The organism is Klebsiella oxytoca NBRC 105695 (assembly GCF_001598695.1).
Classification (GTDB): Bacteria; Pseudomonadota; Gammaproteobacteria; order Enterobacterales; family Enterobacteriaceae; genus Klebsiella; species Klebsiella oxytoca.
Map to the genome: position 1 here is coordinate 1 of NZ_BCZK01000026.1, position 18,215 is coordinate 18,215.

At 56.4% G+C, this 18,215-nt stretch carries 14 protein-coding genes; 8 read left to right on the forward strand and 6 right to left on the reverse strand.

Annotation, left to right across the window (positions count from 1 at the left end; all coding sequences use genetic code 11):
• Positions 1-65: 65 nt before the first annotated feature.
• The 5 genes from KO1_RS26020 to queF form a co-directional block, all read right to left on the reverse strand.
• Positions 66-1,007: an aliphatic sulfonate ABC transporter substrate-binding protein gene (locus tag KO1_RS26020; protein WP_004105052.1), complete on the reverse strand. Its 942-nt coding sequence runs from the start codon at positions 1,005-1,007 to the stop codon at positions 66-68.
• Positions 1,008-1,153: 146 nt separating this feature from the next.
• Positions 1,154-2,521 (reverse strand): L-serine ammonia-lyase, encoded by a 1,368-nt coding sequence (locus KO1_RS26025; protein WP_024274633.1) that lies wholly within the window; start codon positions 2,519-2,521, stop codon positions 1,154-1,156.
• A gap of 49 nt (positions 2,522-2,570) precedes the next feature.
• A complete protein-coding gene (locus tag KO1_RS26030) occupies positions 2,571-3,860 on the reverse strand; it encodes an HAAAP family serine/threonine permease (protein WP_004105047.1) in 1,290 nt (429 codons plus the stop codon).
• Between the two features lie 541 nt (positions 3,861-4,401).
• Positions 4,402-5,769 (reverse strand): nucleotide 5'-monophosphate nucleosidase PpnN, encoded by a 1,368-nt coding sequence (gene ppnN / locus KO1_RS26035; protein ID WP_004105045.1) that lies wholly within the window; start codon positions 5,767-5,769, stop codon positions 4,402-4,404.
• Positions 5,770-5,880: 111 nt separating this feature from the next.
• Positions 5,881-6,726: an NADPH-dependent 7-cyano-7-deazaguanine reductase QueF gene (queF, locus tag KO1_RS26040; protein ID WP_004114939.1), complete on the reverse strand. Its 846-nt coding sequence runs from the start codon at positions 6,724-6,726 to the stop codon at positions 5,881-5,883.
• A gap of 69 nt (positions 6,727-6,795) precedes the next feature.
• On the opposite strand from queF, the gene syd reads away from it, so the two are divergent.
• The 8 genes from syd to KO1_RS26080 all read left to right on the forward strand — a co-directional run bounded on the left by syd (position 6,796) and on the right by KO1_RS26080 (position 15,387).
• Positions 6,796-7,341 carry a SecY-interacting protein gene (gene syd, locus KO1_RS26045; RefSeq protein WP_004105039.1) on the forward strand — a complete coding sequence of 182 codons (546 nt, stop codon included), beginning with the start codon at positions 6,796-6,798 and terminating at the stop codon, positions 7,339-7,341.
• A gap of 631 nt (positions 7,342-7,972) precedes the next feature.
• Positions 7,973-8,302: a YqcC family protein gene (locus KO1_RS26050; RefSeq protein WP_017145474.1), complete on the forward strand. Its 330-nt coding sequence runs from the start codon at positions 7,973-7,975 to the stop codon at positions 8,300-8,302.
• Positions 8,302-9,096 (forward strand): tRNA pseudouridine(65) synthase TruC, encoded by a 795-nt coding sequence (truC, locus tag KO1_RS26055; protein WP_016807600.1) that lies wholly within the window; start codon positions 8,302-8,304, stop codon positions 9,094-9,096. The genes KO1_RS26050 and truC overlap by 1 nt, the downstream gene beginning before the upstream one ends.
• 2 nt (positions 9,097-9,098) lie before the next feature.
• Positions 9,099-9,542 (forward strand): flavodoxin, encoded by a 444-nt coding sequence (locus KO1_RS26060; RefSeq protein ID WP_004105033.1) that lies wholly within the window; start codon positions 9,099-9,101, stop codon positions 9,540-9,542.
• Between the two features lie 578 nt (positions 9,543-10,120).
• Positions 10,121-11,479 (forward strand): galactarate/glucarate/glycerate transporter GudP, encoded by a 1,359-nt coding sequence (gene gudP / locus KO1_RS26065; protein ID WP_004105031.1) that lies wholly within the window; start codon positions 10,121-10,123, stop codon positions 11,477-11,479.
• Positions 11,476-12,816, forward strand: a complete 1,341-nt coding sequence (locus KO1_RS26070; RefSeq protein WP_004105029.1) for an enolase C-terminal domain-like protein — start codon at positions 11,476-11,478, stop codon at positions 12,814-12,816. The genes gudP and KO1_RS26070 overlap by 4 nt, the downstream gene beginning before the upstream one ends.
• A gap of 19 nt (positions 12,817-12,835) precedes the next feature.
• The gene (gudD, locus tag KO1_RS26075; RefSeq protein WP_024274631.1) at positions 12,836-14,176 is read left to right on the forward strand and encodes a glucarate dehydratase; all 1,341 of its coding nucleotides are present in this window, start codon (positions 12,836-12,838) and stop codon (positions 14,174-14,176) included.
• A gap of 71 nt (positions 14,177-14,247) precedes the next feature.
• Positions 14,248-15,387 (forward strand): glycerate kinase, encoded by a 1,140-nt coding sequence (locus tag KO1_RS26080; RefSeq protein WP_024274630.1) that lies wholly within the window; start codon positions 14,248-14,250, stop codon positions 15,385-15,387.
• Positions 15,388-15,427: 40 nt separating this feature from the next.
• On the opposite strand, the gene barA is transcribed toward KO1_RS26080, so the two are convergent.
• Positions 15,428-18,181 carry a two-component sensor histidine kinase BarA gene (gene barA / locus KO1_RS26085; protein WP_004105019.1) on the reverse strand — a complete coding sequence of 918 codons (2,754 nt, stop codon included), beginning with the start codon at positions 18,179-18,181 and terminating at the stop codon, positions 15,428-15,430.
• Positions 18,182-18,215 lie beyond the last annotated feature (34 nt).

Here is an 18,215-nt window from a genome sequence, read left to right on the forward strand (position 1 = left end):
TCCACCGATGTCTGCGGATCGATAGCCCGGGTAAGGCGCTGGCGCCGGACCCGGGAAGGGAAAGCTTACTGCTTATCCAGCGACCAGGTCGCGCTGCGGACGTCCACCTTCACCGGTAGCAGACCGATGCGGGTGAAAGTGTCCGCCAGCGCCTGCTGCTCGTTATAGACTGCAGGCGTCATCCGCTCGGCGCCATAGGGCAGGCGCGCCAGCGTCTTCAGCCAGATAGCCTTATCCAGCCCGGTAGAAGCCGAGAGGATCCCGGCGGCATCGTCCTGATGGCTGTTGGCCCATTCGCTCAGTTTACCCAGTTCATCGACCACCTGCTTCGCGGTTTCAGGATAAGCGTCGGCAAATTTGCGGCTGGCCAGGTAGAAGGTATAGTGCGGTACCAGCCCTTCGGCATTGCGGATCTGTCGGGCTTTGGCGTTTGTTTCCACCTCGGCGAGGAACGGATCCCAGATAACCCATGCGTCAATCGCGCCGCGCTGGAAGGCGGCGCGGGCGTCGGCAGGCGGCAAATAGACCGGAGTGATATCTTTATAGCTTAATCCGGCTTTCTCCAGCGCAGCCACCAGCAGGTAGTTTACGTCGGAGCCTTTGTTAAGCCCCACGCGCTTGCCCTTAAGGTCGGCCACGCTCTTAATCGCCGAGTTTTCCGCCACTACGATGGCCTCGGTTTTTGGATTCGCCGGCGAGTGGGCTAAGTAGACCAGATCTGCCTGCGCCGCCTGGGCAAAGGCCGGCGGCGCATCGCCGGTTGCGGCGAGGTCGATGCTGCCTACGTTTAGCCCTTCCAGCATTTGCGGCCCGGCGGGGAATTCAATCCAGCGCACGGCGATGCCCTGCTTTTTAAACGTTTCATCGAGGGTGCCGCGATATTTCAGCAGCGCGAAGATATTGGCTTTCTGATAGCCGATATTGACGGTTTCCGGCGTTTTCGCCAGCGCGGAAGCGGATACGCCAGCCAGCATGAGCAGCAGCGCCGGACGAGACAGTCTGAGCATGATTTGTTCTCCTTGAGCGGTTTACCGTAAGGTAACAAATCGTCTTTATAACTAATAAATAACTAAATTATCATTTATATAACATAAATGAAGGGGGAGGGCAGGGGAAGGAAACCCGGCATGCCGCAGCATACCGGGAGGGGGCGTTAATCGCAGGCGACAATCTTCATGGCCAGGCCGCCGCGTGAGGTTTCACGATATTTGGCGTTCATATCTTTGCCCGTTTCGTACATGGTCTCGATGACTTTATCGAGGCACACCCGCGGCTCGCTGGTGCGGCGCAGCGCCATGCGCGCGGCGTTGACCGCTTTAACCGCAGCGATAGCGTTACGCTCGATGCACGGCACCTGCACCTGACCGGCGACCGGGTCGCAGGTCAGACCGAGGTTATGCTCCATACCGATTTCGGCGGCGATGCACACCTGGCCCGGGCTGCCGCCCAGCAGTTCCGCCAGTCCGGCTGCGGCCATCGAGCAGGCAACGCCGACTTCGCCCTGGCAGCCCACTTCGGCGCCGGAAATCGAGGCGTTCATCTTATAAAGTGAGCCAATGGCGCTGGCGACCAGCATATAGCGCGCCAGCGAGTTGGCGTTCACTTTGCGGATAAATTTGTCGTAGTAGGCCAGTACCGCGGGCACGATGCCGCAGGCGCCGTTGGTTGGTGCGGTCACGACGCGTCCGCCGGCGGCGTTCTCTTCGTTAACCGCCAGGGCGAACATATTAATCCAGTCAACGACCGCCATCGGGTCGCTGCTGGTGTTGTCCTGGCTTACCAGCATCCGGCGCAGCGCGGCGGCGCGGCGGGGAACCCGCAGCTTGCCCGGCAGAACGCCCTCGGTGGTGATGCCGCGCTCAATGCCGCTGCTCATCACTTCCCAGACGGCGGCAAAGTGCTGTTCCAGCGCTTCTTTACTGTGCAGCGCCAGCTCGTTTTGCATCATCAGACCGGAAAGCGACAGCCCGCTTTCACGGCAGTGGCGCTGGAGGTCGGCGGCGTTTTTATACGGAAAAGGTACGGTGACCGGCGCTTCGCGGGTGACGCCGAAATGCGCTTCGTCGACGATAAACCCGCCGCCGATGGAGTAGTACGTCTGGCTGTAGAGAACCTGGTCGCCGGCGAGGGCGGTAATTCGCATGCCGTTCTCATGCAGCGACAGATTGTCGGCATGGAAATTCATGCACTGATCGACCGGGAACGCCACTTCCTGCTGGCCGTTTGCCAGCATCAGGCGGCCATGGGTGTTGACGTCCTGGATAAAACTGGGGATAGCGTCAATGTCGACGGTATCCGGCAGGTTGCCCGCCAGGCCCATAATAATCGCGATGTCGGTATGGTGGCCTTTACCGGTCAGGGAAAGGGAGCCGTAGACATCGACGATGACTTTGGTCACCTCGGAGAGCAGCCCGCGCTCAATAAGATCGTCCGTGAATTGTTTGCCCGCTTTCATCGGTCCAACGGTGTGGGAGCTGGAAGGGCCAATGCCGATTTTAAAAATATCGAATACGCTGATCATGATGCATCCAGTGCTGTCGGGAGCGCCGCCGTCAGGCGGCGCGGGGATATTAGCTAAACAGAGAGTAGAAAATCGCGGAGATAGCAATCAGGCCCATAATCACCACGAAAACGTTGCTGACGTGGCCGCTGTATTTGCGCATAGCCGGGACTTTCTGAATGGCGTACATCGGCATCAGGAACAGAATCATCGCAATGATCGGGCCGCCCAGGGTTTCGATCATCCCGAGGATGCTTGGGTTCAGCGTTGCCACAATCCAGGTGGTGACCAGCATGAACAGGGCAGTGATTTTGTTCAGTTTGTTGATTTCGATGGACTTGCCTTTACCGCGCAGGGATTTAATCACCATGCCGTTAAAGCCTTCGCGAGCGCCCAGATAGTGGCCGAGGAAGGATTTAGTGATGGCGATCATCGCGATGATCGGCGCCATCCAGGCGATGATTGGCGCGTTAAAGTGGTTCGCCAGGTAAGACAGAATCGAGATGTTCTGCTCTTTTGCCGCCGCCAGATCCGCCGGGGAGAGGCTCAGTACGCAGCTGAAGACGAAGAACATAACGGTCAGCACCATCATAATGTGCGCGCGGGCCAGAATGCTGGAGCATTTTTTCTCAGCGCCTTCGCCGTACTCTTCGCGTTTAGCAACGGCGAAGGAGGAGATGATCGGCGAGTGGTTAAAAGAGAATACCATCACCGGTATTGCCAGCCACAGGGTCATCCACAGGCCGTTGCCGGTGGCGGTAGCGCTACTCAGGGAGAGGGTTTCCAGCGCCGCGCCGTTCCACTGCGGGATCAGGTACAGAGCCAGAATCATCAGCGCGACCACGAACGGGAATACCAGCACGCTCATCGCTTTGACGATCATCTGCTCGCCGAAGCGCACGATAGTCATCATGCCGACAATCAGAATCAGGGAAAGAATGGCGCGCGGCGGCGGCGTTATGTGCAACTGGTGCGCCATAAAGCTTTCGACGGTATTGGTGATCGCCACGCTGTATACCAGCAGAATCGGGTAGATGGCGAAAAAGTAAAGCAGGGTAATCAGTTTACCTGCGCCGACGCCGAAGTGCTCCTCGACGACTTCGGTGATGTCTTCGCCCGGGTTCTTACCGGACAGCACGAAACGGGTCATTCCGCGGTGGGCGAAGAAGGTCATCGGAAAGGCCAGAATCGCCATGATGATCAGCGGGATCATACCGCCGACGCCGGCGTTGATCGGCAGGAACAGTACGCCCGCGCCGATAGCCGTGCCGTACAGGCCCAGCATCCACATGGTGTCCGTCTTACGCCAACCGCTACGGGTAGCATCCGTAACGATGGTGCTGGTTTGAGTGGTTTCCATCTGTATCTCCTGGAGGAAGCAACAAAATCTAATGAAAAAAAACGACTAAATAATATGAAATTCGTTTGTGTACGGTTTTTTAGGCATTTTCTCCGTAACAATTGGTGCGGGAAGATACATTTATATGGTGAATGCATCAGTGATCGCGATCCCAAATGCAATAATCCACTTTTAATGTGCGTATTTTTAGTCCAACAGCCTGTTTCTGGTGATCAGCCAGAGAATTGTGGCGCGGAGGCTATCATTTTCAGCATATGAGATAATAGTGGTGTGACGTAATAACGAGGTTTTTACTGTAAAAATGCGATGTTATCGACATTTTTACGTTAAAAGGCGTTTTTCCTGGTGATATTTATTGCTGTATTTGGAAACGCAAACGATTGGCTTTGTAAAAATGCATCTGGAAAATTCACAAAGTAAATGAATCATTTGGAAATAATACGCGCTGAGTGATGAGCGAGGCAGCAGTACTGTGGCCTGGCGAGGAAGCGTTGCCCGGGCAGAGCGCGAACCGCTGCCCGGGAGAAGAACAGAAGAGAACTCAGGAACAGATTTCGTAGCAGGGGATATAGGCGGTGCCGCCCGGCAGCTTCATACGATGCTGAGCGACGAAGCCCTGCAGCAGATCGTCCATGCGGCGCATCATTGCCGGGTCGCCGTGAATTTTATACGGACCGAATTTTTCGATAGCCTGGATGCCCACCTCTTTGACGTTACCAGCGACGATACCGGAGAAGGCGCGGCGGAGATCCGCTGCCAGCACTTCTACCGGCTGGTCCGGATAGAGTTTGAGATTGGCCATATTCTCATGGGTAGGATCGAACGGCATCTGCAGATCCGGAGCAATGCGCATCGACCAGTTGAAGCTGTAAGCATCGCCGGTCTCGCGACGATTCTCTTTCACCATCGGCATTGCTTTTTTCATCTGGCGGGCTACTTCAGCGGCGTCGTCAACGATAATGCGATAGTGGCGACGGGCGGATTCGCCCAGCGTATGGACGATAAACTCATCCAGCACGCGGAAATAATCGGCGCTCTCTTTTGGCCCGGTAAGAATCAGCGGCAGAACCTGCGACTTGTTCGACGGATGCATCAAAATGCCCAGCAGATAGAGCAGCTCTTCCGCTGTACCTACGCCGCCCGGGAAGATGATAATGCCGTGAGCGATGCGCACGAAGGCTTCCAGACGTTTCTCGATATCCGGCATGATGATCAGCTCGTTGACCAGCGGGTTAGGCGGCTCGGCGGCGATAATGGACGGCTCGGTCATGCCGATAAAGCGGCTGTCTCTGTAGCGCTGCTGCGCGTGGCCGACGGCTGCGCCTTTCATCGGCGCTTCCATGGCGCCCGGCCCGCAGCCGGTACAGATATTCAGCTCACGCAGGCCCAGCTGAGTGCCGACGCGGCGAGCGTAGAGATATTCGTTTTCGTTAATCGAGTGGCCGCCCCAGCAGACAATCATATTTGGCGCTTCGCCGACGTGCAGGGCGCGGGCGTTGCGCAAAATAGAGAACACCAGGTTGGTGATATGCACCGAGCTTTCAAGATCGAGATTCGGGAAGCGGACGGTGTTATGGATCTGGCCGTAGACAAACAGGATATCGCGCAGTACGGCAAACAGGTTGGCCTGCAGGGAACGGATAATACGCCCGTCAACGAAAGCATCTTCCGGCGGGTTAATCAGTTCCAGCTTCACGCCGCGTTCGCGACGCAGCACGTTAATATCGAAGTTTTCAAAACGAGACAGGAGCTCCTTGCTGTTATCGGTCAGGCTCCCCGAGTTGAGCACAGCAAGCGAGCAGTTACGAAAGAGTTGATACAGGTCACTGCTGGCGGTGCGTTTAAGCATATCCACTTCCAGCTGCGACAGCATATCCATTGAACCAAGCGGGCTAACATGTGTAATCAAGTGAACTCCTTACAGGACGATTATCGTCTTCCTGTGATTACAATAGCCCTGCTGATGGCGTTTTCACAACCTTGCGCGCGGGTTAACGCACGCAAATTGTGAAAATGTTTACTATTGGCGAGCGAGGCGGCCGATGGCCGGAACAAAATCGGTGTTGCTGCGCCACGGGTTGATGTCCAGGCCGCCGCGCCGCGTATAGCGCGCATAAACGGAAAGGGCTTCCGGCTGGCAGAAACGCTGAATATCGCTGAAGATGCGCTCTACGCACTGTTCGTGGAATTCGTTGTGATGGCGGAACGAAACCAGATAGCGCAGCAGCTTTTCGCGATCGATTTTTGCCCCGCGATAGCGGATCTGTACCGAACCCCAGTCGGGCTGGTGGGTAATCAGGCAGTTGGATTTCAGTAAATGGCTGACCAGCGTCTCTTCAACTACTTTACCGCCAGCGGCATCCTGCAGGTAATCAGCGCTGAACTGATAGTTATCAATTTCAATATCCTGATCGTCAATACAGGTGCCGTGCAGATGCGCCACCGGCTGGCCTTCGAGTTCATCGAGGCGATACAGCGACACCTTGACTTCCCCTTGCGCACAGGCGCTGAGATCGCGCGCCAGCGTCGCCTCGACCTCCTGCCAGTCGGCAAAACGCGTCTGGTTAAAGCTATTGAGATAGAGCTTAAAGCTTTTTGATTCCACCAGATTCACGGTCGTGTCGCTGAGCTCAACGTGGCCCACGGCAACCTGCGGCAGGCCTTTCGCATTCAGCCAGGAGAGTTCATACAGCGTCCAGATATCGGCGCCGTGAAACGGCAGGCTATCGGCGTGCAGGCCCAGCGGATCGCGGTTCAGGCTGCGCGGTACGCCCTGAAGCAGGCTGGCGTCGTAAGTATCGCGGTAATCGGTTGATTTACCGAGCGTCAGGCCGGCGAGCGCCTGGTGGTTATCGTAAGAAGACATGTTTCACCATAGTTAAAGCGGTTACACTATATGCCAAGTGTATCCTGTCTAACGTGAAGAGAGAAACCGGTGGATCAGCAAACCGCAGAAGCGCTACAAGCATTTACCCAACGTTATTGTGAGGCGTGGCAGCAGCAGCGCTCCAGCCTGCCGCGTAGCGAAGAGCTTTACGGCATTCCGTCGCCGTGCATCAGCGCCACGGATGATGATGGCGTTTTCTGGCAGCCGCAGCCGTTTTCTTTAGAACAAAACATTAACGCGGTTGAACGGGCGCTGGAGATTGTGGTACAACAACCGCTTCATGCTTATTATACCACTCAGTTTGCCGGCGATATGCAGGCACGTTTTGCCGATGAGAGCATGACGCTGCTGCAAACCTGGAGTCCGGACGACTTCCAGCGGGTGCAGGAAAATCTGATTGGCCATCTGCTGGTACAAAAGCGTTTGAAGCTGTCTCCCACGCTGTTTATCGCCACGCTGGACAGCGAACTGGACGTCATTTCGGTCTGTAATATGAGCGGCGAAGTGATCAAAGAAACGCTCGGGACCCGTAAACGTACGACCCTTTCTCCCTCGCTTGCGAGTTTCCTTAATTCCCTTAAGCCCGTTCTGTAATCTAAAGTTCCTGAGCTTTTGTGAGAGATCTCTTACAAGACCTGTAAGAGATCGTCATCATTTGAGGCGATCCCCTGCAAATACTATTTCAATAAAATACATTAATTTCAAATGGTTAATGGTTTTATGATTCATCATGAAGACGATAAATCTTAAGATATTGTCTTAACAAGGGTTGTAAGACGGGGCGGAATCAGGGATTCTATACACGTCGACAGGGAGTCGATAAATGAAGTGAACATCAGGATGATGACGCTTCGAGAGGACCCGCCAGGACGGCGTCGCAAGGACAGGCTTCAGGATGAAGCACAGGATAGCGTAGGATTGCGTAAAGGACACCTCCAGGAAGGAGAAAGAGAGCCGGTCAGGATGCCCGGTGGATCAGGAAGATCGGGATAGACTTACGGATGAGTTATTTCACATCGGGGTGGTGTGAAAGCAGGATGCAACAGTTTACGGATGAACATGGTCAGGAGACCTCAGGAAAAGTTTTCAAGGACGAGCAGGGAGCACCAATGTAGCTGGATTGCTGCAAAACGAACCGGGAGCACTGTTTATACAGTGCTCCCTTTTTTTATTTCTCTTCTGAATTTGCTATTCTGCGCCGGTTTTCAACTCATCGAGGTTTCCCATGACTCTTGACCATCGCGTGCGCGAGCGCCTGCTCGCCATTGAAGCGCTGCTGCGCGAAACGGAACACTGGCAGGATAGCGCTCCCGACAGCCGCGCGTTTGCCAGCGAACAGCCGTTTTGCCTCGACACCATGGAGCCGCTTGAATGGCTGCAGTGGGTATTAATACCGCGCATGCATCAGCTTCTGGAAAGCGGCATGCCGCTGCCGCAAAATTTCGCCGTTGCCCCCTACTATGAGATGGCCCTGGATAATGCTCATCCCGTGCGCGAGCGGGTGCTTACCGAGCTGCTTCTGCTGGATGCGCTGTTTGCCGGCGGCGACGCCTGATGCTGGAGATTTTATATCAGGACCCGTGGCTGGTAGCGGTGAACAAGCCTTCGGGCTGGCTGGTGCATCGTAGCTGGCTGGATCGTGATGAAAAAGTGGTGGTGATGCAGACCGTGCGCGACCAGATAGGCCAGCACGTGTTCACCGCTCACCGCCTCGACAGGCCGACTTCCGGCGTGCTGCTAATGGGACTGTCGAGCGAAGCGGGAAGACTGTTGTCGCAGCAGTTCGAGCAGCATCAAATGCAGAAACGCTATCATGCGATAGCCCGCGGCTGGTTGAGCGAAGAAGCGGAGCTTGATTATCCTCTGGTTGAGGAGCTGGATAAAATTGCCGATAAGTTCGCCCGCGAAAATAAAGATCCGCAGCCGGCGGTCACCCATTATCGCGGCCTGGCGACGATAGAAATGCCGGTGGCGACCGGACGTTATCCTACCACCCGCTATAGCCTGGTGGAGCTGGAACCGAAAACCGGACGTAAGCACCAGCTGCGCCGTCATCTTGCCCATCTTCGCCATCCGATTATCGGCGACAGTAAACACGGCGATCTGCGGCAGAATCGCAGCGCGGCCGAACACTTTGGCTGCGATCGGCTAATGCTTCATGCCAGCCAGCTATCGTTAACGCATCCTTTTACCGGTGTACCGCTGGTTATTCGCGCTGGCCTTGACGACGTCTGGATGCGCGCGCTGTCGCAGTTTGGCTGGCGCGGCCTTCTCCCGTTAAATGAAAGGGTTGAGTTTGCCGACGACTGCGGTCAGGATGAAGAGATACAGGTCACTTCAGGGAGATAGTCATGGCAGAAGTCGGAATTTTTGTCGGTACGATGTATGGAAATTCGCTCCTGGTCGCCGAAGAGGCGCAGGCTATTTTGAGCGGACTGGGGCATCAGGCGAAAGTCTTTGAAGATCCCGAAGTCAAAGACTGGGAGTCGTATACCGGAAAATATGCGCTGGTGGTGACATCGACCACCGGGCAGGGCGATTTACCGGACAGCATTGTGCCTTTATACGAAGGCATCAAAGATATGTATCAGCCGCATTTGCGCTATGGAATTATTGCCCTGGGCGATAGCACCTACGCTAACTTCTGCGGCGGCGGTTTGAAGTTTGATGCGTTATTGCAGGAACAGGGCGGCACGCGCGTTGGCGATATGCTGACGATCGATGCCAGCGAAGATCCGGAACCTGAAAGCGTTGCTAACCCATGGGTAGCGCAGTGGGCGTCGCTGCTTGATTAACAACCTAATTCCATCAGGGCTATTTTGTTTGCCATTTTGCCCTCGGGCGGTGCTCAGACTGTTTGGCTAATACCCTGGCGGCACAGCTCCTAAAAGTTTCGCCCTCTCCCTACACTAGAGGGCGCCCCTTTCTTTACTGATGTTAAATGCCAGTGGCCAGATAAACGGCCAAAATCATCGTAGCAATTCTTCAGGCGCACGGCTTCGGGCATTTGCCTTAAAACCTGTGTAATGCCATGGTCTTTACCGGGCTATTTCACGGGGTCAAGAGAGTTGATTCACACTCCTGTCTTTTGCACCGCGCTTTGCGTCTATGAACGGGCGCGGCTTTTCATTTCCGTGAACCATCCCCCATCTCATTAGGCATAAGCCATAAATCAGATTTACTCAGGCGGCGAAAGCTGTGTATTTGCACGGTGAGCCCGTCAGCCCCTCTTTTTATACTTTTCCTGCCAGTTAAAAATGCAGTGCCAGATATAACGAAAATTATGAAAAACACTAACACGTCATTCTGAGTACCCTACAGGTTGTGCTGTTCAGAATGAACGTAGCTAACGCTATGATTCAGGAGTGCAACAATGAGTTCATTAAGTCAGGCGGCAGGCGGCGCGGAAAAGCGCACCAATGCTCGCTACTGGATAGTGGTGATGTTGTTTATCGTCACATCCTTCAACTACGGCGACCGCGCCACCTTATCCATTGCCGGTTCGGAGATGGCCAAAGATATTGGTCTTGATGCCGTTGGCATGGGCTACGTCTTTTCCGCGTTCTCCTGGGCCTACGTGATCGGCCAGATCCCGGGCGGCTGGCTGCTTGACCGCTTCGGTTCTAAACGCGTCTACTTCTGGTCCATTTTTATCTGGTCCATGTTTACCCTGCTGCAGGGTTTCGTCGATATTTTTAGCGGCTTCGGCATTATCGTCGCGCTGTTCACCCTGCGTTTTCTTGTCGGCCTGGCCGAAGCGCCTTCCTTCCCCGGCAACAGCCGGATCGTCGCGGCGTGGTTCCCGGCGCAGGAGAGGGGCACGGCGGTGGCTATCTTTAACTCCGCGCAATATTTTGCCACCGTTATTTTTGCGCCGATCATGGGTTGGCTGACGCATGAGGTGGGCTGGTCGCACGTGTTCTTCTTTATGGGCGGTCTCGGCATTATCATCAGCTTTGTCTGGCTGAAGGTGATTCATGAACCTAACCAGCATCCGGGTGTAAACCAAAAAGAGCTCGATTACATCGCCGCAGGCGGCGCGCTGATCAATATGGATCAGGCGGCGGCCAAAGCTAAGGTGCCGTTTAGCGTAAAATGGGGGCAAATCAAGCAGCTGCTGGGTTCTCGCATGATGATTGGCGTCTATATCGGCCAGTACTGCATTAACGCTTTGACCTATTTCTTTATCACCTGGTTCCCGGTTTATCTGGTGCAGGCGCGCGGCATGTCGATCCTGAAGGCCGGTTTTGTCGCGTCGGTTCCGGCGATCTGCGGTTTCGCGGGCGGGGTTCTCGGCGGGATTATTTCCGACTGGCTGATGCGTCGTACCGGCTCGCTGAACATCGCACGTAAAACGCCTATCGTCATGGGGATGCTGCTGTCGATGGTGATGGTGTTCTGTAACTACGTCAACGTGGAGTGGATGATTATCGGCTTCATGGCGCTGGCCTTCTTCGGTAAAGGCATCGGTGCGCTGGGCTGGGCGGTTATGGCGGATACGGCGCCGAAAGAGATCAGCGGCCTGAGCGGCGGTCTGTTCAACATGTTCGGCAATATCTCCGGTATCGTGACGCCCATTGCTATCGGCTACATCGTTGGCACCACCGGTTCGTTTAACGGCGCGCTGATTTATGTGGGCGTTCATGCGCTGGTGGCGGTGCTGAGCTATCTGGTACTGGTGGGCGATATTAAACGTATCGAACTGAAACCTGTCGCAGGAAAATCATCATGACAACGCAATCGAGCCCTATTATCACCGATATGAAGGTTATCCCGGTGGCCGGGCAGGACAGTATGCTGCTTAACATCGGCGGCGCGCATAATGCGTACTTTACCCGCAATATTGTGGTGCTGACCGATAACGCCGGCAATACCGGGGTCGGCGAAGCACCGGGCGGCGAAGTGATTTATCAGACGCTGGTGGATGCCATCCCGACGGTATTAGGCCAGGAAGTCGCCCGCCTGAACAAAGTGGTTCAGCAGGTGCATAAAGGCAACCAGGCCGCGGACTTTGATACTTTTGGTAAAGGCGCCTGGACATTCGAGCTGCGGGTGAACGCGGTGGCGGCGCTGGAGGCTGCGCTGCTGGATCTGCTGGGCAAGGCGCTCAACGTGCCGGTTTGCGAGCTGCTGGGGCCGGGCAAGCAGCGCGATGAGGTGACCGTGCTGGGCTATCTGTTCTACGTGGGCGATCGCACCAAAACCGATCTGCCCTATCTGGAAAGCACGCCGGGCAACCATGAGTGGTATCGTCTACGCCATCAGGAAGCGCTGAACAGCGAGGCGGTGGTGCGCCTGGCGGAGGCCTCACAGGACCGCTACGGCTTTAAAGATTTTAAACTGAAAGGCGGCGTGCTGCCCGGCGAGCAGGAGATCGAAACCGCCCGCGCGTTGAAAAAGCGTTTTCCCGATGCGCGTATTACGGTTGATCCCAACGGCGCCTGGCTGCTGGATGAAGCCATCGCCCTGTGTAAAGGGCTGAACGAGGTGCTGACCTACGCGGAAGACCCCTGCGGCGCCGAACAGGGCTTTTCTGGCCGTGAAGTGATGGCGGAGTTTCGCCGCGCCACCGGTCTGCCGGTGGCAACCAATATGATCGCCACTAACTGGCGCGAAATGGGCCACGCGGTGATGCTGAATGCCGTGGATATTCCGCTGGCCGATCCGCACTTCTGGACCCTTTCCGGCGCGGTGCGCGTGGCGCAGCTGTGCGATGACTGGGGCCTGACCTGGGGCTGCCATTCCAATAACCACTTTGATATTTCACTGGCCATGTTCACCCACGTCGGCGCAGCGGCGCCGGGCAACCCCACGGCCATCGATACCCACTGGATTTGGCAGGAGGGAGATTGCCGCCTGACCAAGAATCCGCTGGAGATTAAGCACGGAAAAATTGCTGTTCCGGACGCGCCTGGACTCGGCGTCGAGCTGGACTGGGAGCAGGTGCAGAAAGCGCATGAGGCTTATAAAAAGCTGCCCGGCGGCGCGCGTAATGACGCAGGCCCAATGCAGTACCTGATCCCCGGATGGACTTTTGACCGTAAACGCCCCGTTTTCGGCCGTCACTGATTTGAATAAGGACTAAATTATGAGCGCACAATTTTCGACCCCCGTTGTTTCTTCTATGCAGGTCATTCCGGTCGCGGGTCACGACAGCATGCTGATGAACCTGAGCGGCGCGCACGCCCCGTTCTTCACGCGTAATATCGTGGTAATCAAAGATAATTCCGGCCATACCGGCGTCGGCGAAATTCCCGGCGGAGAGAAAATCCGCACCACCCTTGAGGACGCGATCCCGCTGGTGGTCGGTAAAACGCTGGGTGAATATAAAAACGTGCTGACCGCCGTACGCAATACTTTCGCCGATCGGGATGCCGGCGGACGCGGTTTGCAGACCTTCGATCTGCGTACCACAATTCACGTAGTGACCGGGATCGAAGCGGCGATGCTTGACCTGCTGGGCCAGCATCTGGGCGTGAACGTGGCGTCTCTGCTGGGCGATGGACAGCAGCGCAGCGAAGTGGAAATGCTGGGCTATCTGTTCTTCGTCGGCAATCGTAAAGCTACACCGCTGCCTTATCAGAGCCAGCCGGATGACCCGTGCGACTGGTATCGCCTGCGTCATGATGAGGCGATGACCCCGGATGCGGTGGTGCGTCTGGCGGAAGCCGCATATGAGAAATATGGTTTTAACGATTTTAAACTGAAAGGCGGCGTACTGGCCGGGGAAGAGGAAGCGGAGTCTATCGTCGCGCTGGCTAAGCGCTTCCCGCAGGCGCGCGTGACCCTCGATCCGAACGGCGCGTGGTCGCTGGATGAAGCGATCAAAATTGGTAAATACCTGAAAGGATCTCTGGCCTATGCGGAAGATCCGTGCGGCGCCGAGCAGGGCTTCTCCGGGCGTGAAGTGATGGCGGAGTTCCGCCGCGCCACCGGACTGCCGACGGCGACCAATATGATCGCGACCGACTGGCGTCAGATGGGCCACACGCTGTCGCTGCAATCCGTGGATATTCCGCTGGCGGATCCGCACTTCTGGACCATGCAGGGCTCCGTCCGCGTGGCGCAGATGTGCCACGAGTTCGGCCTGACCTGGGGCTCGCACTCTAACAACCACTTTGATATCTCGCTGGCGATGTTTACCCACGTGGCGGCAGCCGCGCCGGGTAAAATTACCGCTATTGATACGCACTGGATCTGGCAGGAAGGCAACCAGCGCCTGACCAAAGAACCGTTTGAAATTAAAGGCGGGATGGTACAGGTACCGGCGAAACCGGGGCTGGGCGTGGAGCTCGATATGGATCAGGTGATGAAAGCCCATGAGCTGTATCAGAAACACGGTCTGGGCGCGCGCGATGATGCGATGGGAATGCAGTATTTGATCCCGAACTGGACGTTTGATAACAAGCGTCCGTGCATGGTGCGCTAAGGAGATGCCGGTCCCTTCGGGGGCCGGTTTCCTGCACGGCGTCGGGTAATCGTTCATTTTAAGGACAGCATATGAAGATAGTGATCGCACCGGATTCATACAAGGAGAGCCTGAGTGCGCTGGATGTTGCAACCGCGATAGAGCAAGGTTTTCGGGAAGTTTATTCCGATGCGGAGTACGTCAAACTGCCGGTCGCCGACGGTGGCGAAGGAACCGTTGAAGCCATGGTTGCCGCGACCCAGGGATGCCGGATAGCGGTCACCGTCACCGGTCCGCTCGGCGAGCCCGTAGAGGCTTTTTTTGGTCTTTCGGGCGATAAGCAGTGCGCGTTTATTGAAATGGCGGCGGCAAGCGGTCTGGAGAGCGTACCGCCGGCGCGACGTAACCCTCTTCTGACGACTTCATGGGGTACCGGCGAGCTGATTCGCCATGCGCTGGACGCGGGCGTCAGGCAAATTATTATCGGCATCGGCGGCAGCGCGACTAACGATGGCGGCGCCGGGATGGTGCAGGCGCTGGGGGCGAAACTGCTGACCCGGGATAACCAGCAGATTGGCGCCGGCGGACAAGCGCTGGAGAGCCTCGCGCGCATCGACGTGAGCGAGTTAGATAAGCGCCTCGCCGGATGCCGCATTGACGTCGCTTGCGATGTCACCAATCCGCTGACGGGCCCGCAGGGCGCGACGGCAGTATTTGGCCCGCAGAAAGGGGCGACGGCGGAGATGATCGCCAGCCTCGATAAGGCGCTGGCCCATTTTGCTGAGATTATCCATCGCGACTTAGAGCTTAATGTGTTGCATCTTGAAGGCGGCGGCGCGGCGGGCGGCATGGGCGCGGGCCTGTATGCCTTTTGCGGGGCTAAGCTGCGGCCGGGCATTGAGATCGTGACCGACGCTTTGCATCTTGCCGATATCGTGGCGGATGCGGATCTGGTGATCACCGGCGAAGGGCGCATCGACAGCCAGACGATTCACGGCAAAGTGCCGGTTGGCGTGGCGCGGGTGGCAAAACGCTATAATCTGCCGGTTATCGCGATTGCCGGGAGCCTGACGGCGGACGTCGGCGTAGTCCATGAGCACGGGCTGGATGCGGTATTCAGCGTTATTTATTCCATTTGCACCCTGGATGAGGCGCTGGAAAATGCCGCCGAAAATGTGCGCATGACGGCGAGAAACGTCGCCGCTGTGCTGAAAATGGGCCAGGTATTATAGATTCTCCCCCGGTCGCAGTGCGCGAGCCGGGGCAGGCGTTTTAGATTCCCTGCAGCTTACAGGCTTCCCGCGCGACGTTGTCCATTTCATCCAGCAGTTCCAGAAGCTCCGGCTCCAGCTCCTCGGCGGCGGTGCCCGCGCGCAGCTGGCTCTCGAGAGTGTGGCAGAGTTTCTTCAGGCGCGGCACGCCGCTGTAGCTACAGCTGCCGTGCAGCTTATGAATAAGATCCAGCAGGCCTTCCGGCTGCTCTCCCACCAGCTGTTCTTCCACCTTGTTACGCACTTCCGGCATAAAAGCGAGCAGCATCTGCAGCATTTCCCGCGCCAGATCCGGTTTCATCGCCGCCTGGCGTAGCGCCAGCTGCCAGTCGAGGGTGATGTCATGGTTAACCGGTAGGTCAACCGGCTCCGCCGCGGCCTGCGGCGCAGCGGCCTGTCCCGGCTGGTAGCGCAGCAGCAGATTGTAGAGCTTATCTTCCTCAATGGGCTTCGCCAGATAGTCGTTCATCCCCGCGCTGAGCAATTTCTCTCGCTGCCCTTCCAGAGCATGGGCCGTCACGGCGATCACCGGCGTTTGCTGTTGATGAGGGAGCTGATGGATCAATTCGCAGGCGCGGATGCCGTCCATTTCCGGCATTTGAATATCCATCAGAATCAGATCCTGCTGCATTTCTCTGGCTCGTTCAACGGCGTTCTGGCCGCTGTCGCAGAGGATGACATGCTGGACTAAATCTTCAAGCAGAGCGCCGATGAGCTTAAGATTCGCCGGATTGTCATCGACGGCCATTACCGTCATGGGCAGCTTTGTACTACCGGAGCGCGGCAGCAGGAGCGTCGGCTGGGTCTGGCATGTGGCCGTCAGCGCCGGAAGCAAGCGCGTTGAGGTCAGGGGCTTAAGCAGACAGGCTGCGATACCGTCGTGTTTAAGCGTTTCGGCGCTCACCTGGGCGTGGCACGGTAGCGCCAGCAGCAGATGATCGGCAAGCTTACGGGCTCTGGCCAGCTTATCGCGATGCTGGTTCAGATCGCGTATCGACACCGGAATGCCCGCCAGCAGGATATCGTAATGGGCATCCGGTAGGGCAGTCATCGTCGGACTGTAGACCACCTCCAGCGGCGTTGTCGCCAGCAGCTCCATGGTGCACTGCGCCGCCGCTGCGTTAGCCTCAATGTAGGCCAGCTTTTTACCCGCCAGACATTGGGTCGGTACGCTGTCGGGTACCGCGTTAGGGTTGAGATCGAGGCTGATATGGAACCAGAACGTCGAGCCGCGATTAGGCTGGCTATGGAAGGAAATATCGCCACCCATCTCTTTTACCAGCCGCTGGGTGATAACCAGACCCAGCCCGGTTCCGCCGTGGCGACGGGAAATACTGGCGTCTGCCTGGCGGAAAGCCTGAAACAGACGCGACTGGTCGCGCTCGGGAATACCGATGCCGGTATCGTGGATCTGAACTTCGATTTGCACTCTTGAATTGCTTATAGCCCGCTGTTCCACCAGCACGTCAATGTTGCCATGTTCGGTGAACTTAATGGCGTTGCCCATCAGGTTAGTAATAATTTGCTGCAGGCGCAGCGGGTCGCCAATCACGTTATCCGGCACATCGTTTTTGATGTTCAGGGTCAGCTCCAGCCCCTTATCGTGCGCCGAATGCGCCAACAGCGTGACCACCTCGTCGAGCGAATTTCGCAGCAGGAACGGAATGCTCTCCAGAATGAGCTTCCCGGCTTCGAGCTTAGAGAAGTCCAGAACATCATTAATGATGGCCAGCAGATTGTTCGCTGAACGCTCAATGGTGGTCAGATGATCGCGTTGGGTGGTATTTAAATCGGTTTTCAGCGTCAGGCGGGTAAAGCCAATGACGCCGTTAAGCGGAGTGCGCAGCTCGTGGGACATATTGGCGAGGAATTCGGATTTGATTCGCGCCGCTTCCTGCGCGCGTTTTTTCGCCAGGTCCAGCTCAACGTTCTGGATTTCCATCTGTTCAAGCGTTTCACGCAGGTCGGAGGTGGCCTGATCGACGTTATGCTGCATCTCTTCATGATACGCCGCCAACGACATCGCCATGGAGTTGATCCCGTTTTTCAGCATATCCAGTTCGCCGAGCATAAAACCTTCCACGCGGCTATCAAGCTGGCCCCGGCGGATGCGGTCAACGGTATTCACCATGTTGCGAATCGGCCCGGTCACGTCGCGCATCAGTCGCCAGCCGAAGATCAGCGCGATGCCGATGCAGAACAGCATCATCACGCTGGAGATGAAGATCTCTTTGTACTGCTGCAGCCGCACCGATTTGAGATCCAGCTCCAGCGCCACGTAGCCCAGCATATTGTCCGGCATCTTGGCATCGCTTCCCGGTGATTCATCCGGTGAATAGCTTTCTGAAATAATTGGGGTGCGCAAAATCATCAAATCGCCGTGACGAATCACGCTTAAACGGCGGGGAAAAGGCGCCCCTTTTGGTAGCTGAAGTTCGCCGGGATCGAGCTGAAAGTTGGAGGTGACAAACAGCCTGTTGTGCGAGTCATAGATGGAAATGGCGCGCACAATATCGGAATGGCGGCGATGCAGCACGCTGATCAGCTGCCCGATTGACTCGCGGTTTTGCAAATTCATGCCATATTCACTGGAGACCGCCAGCGGTTCGATGATACTGGCTCCGGCATCTTCCAGCTGGCGCTGTAGGTCGTTATAGCGGTGTGCGACGAAGAATATACTGAGCAGCAGACCGATCAAAACGGTTGGCGCCAGAATAAGAATCATCATGCGGGCACGAAGGCTGTAGTTGGTCATGCGGTTCCATTATGGGAGAATATATACATCATCC

Excerpts from the sequence above, each read along its gene's own strand:
- KO1_RS26020 (WP_004105052.1), bottom strand. The coding sequence starts at position 1,007 with ATGCTCAGACTGTCTCGTCCGGCGCTGCTGCTCATGCTGGCTGGCGTA.
- gudP (WP_004105031.1), top strand. The coding sequence starts at position 10,121 with ATGAGTTCATTAAGTCAGGCGGCAGGCGGCGCGGAAAAGCGCACCAAT.
- KO1_RS26025 (WP_024274633.1), bottom strand. The coding sequence starts at position 2,521 with ATGATCAGCGTATTCGATATTTTTAAAATCGGCATTGGCCCTTCCAGC.
- barA (WP_004105019.1), bottom strand. The coding sequence starts at position 18,181 with ATGACCAACTACAGCCTTCGTGCCCGCATGATGATTCTTATTCTGGCG.
- queF (WP_004114939.1), bottom strand. The coding sequence starts at position 6,726 with ATGTCTTCTTACGATAACCACCAGGCGCTCGCCGGCCTGACGCTCGGT.
- gudD (WP_024274631.1), top strand. The coding sequence starts at position 12,836 with ATGAGCGCACAATTTTCGACCCCCGTTGTTTCTTCTATGCAGGTCATT.
- KO1_RS26050 (WP_017145474.1), top strand. The coding sequence starts at position 7,973 with ATGACTCTTGACCATCGCGTGCGCGAGCGCCTGCTCGCCATTGAAGCG.
- KO1_RS26030 (WP_004105047.1), bottom strand. The coding sequence starts at position 3,860 with ATGGAAACCACTCAAACCAGCACCATCGTTACGGATGCTACCCGTAGC.
- KO1_RS26080 (WP_024274630.1), top strand. The coding sequence starts at position 14,248 with ATGAAGATAGTGATCGCACCGGATTCATACAAGGAGAGCCTGAGTGCG.
- truC (WP_016807600.1), top strand. The coding sequence starts at position 8,302 with ATGCTGGAGATTTTATATCAGGACCCGTGGCTGGTAGCGGTGAACAAG.
- KO1_RS26060 (WP_004105033.1), top strand. The coding sequence starts at position 9,099 with ATGGCAGAAGTCGGAATTTTTGTCGGTACGATGTATGGAAATTCGCTC.
- KO1_RS26070 (WP_004105029.1), top strand. The coding sequence starts at position 11,476 with ATGACAACGCAATCGAGCCCTATTATCACCGATATGAAGGTTATCCCG.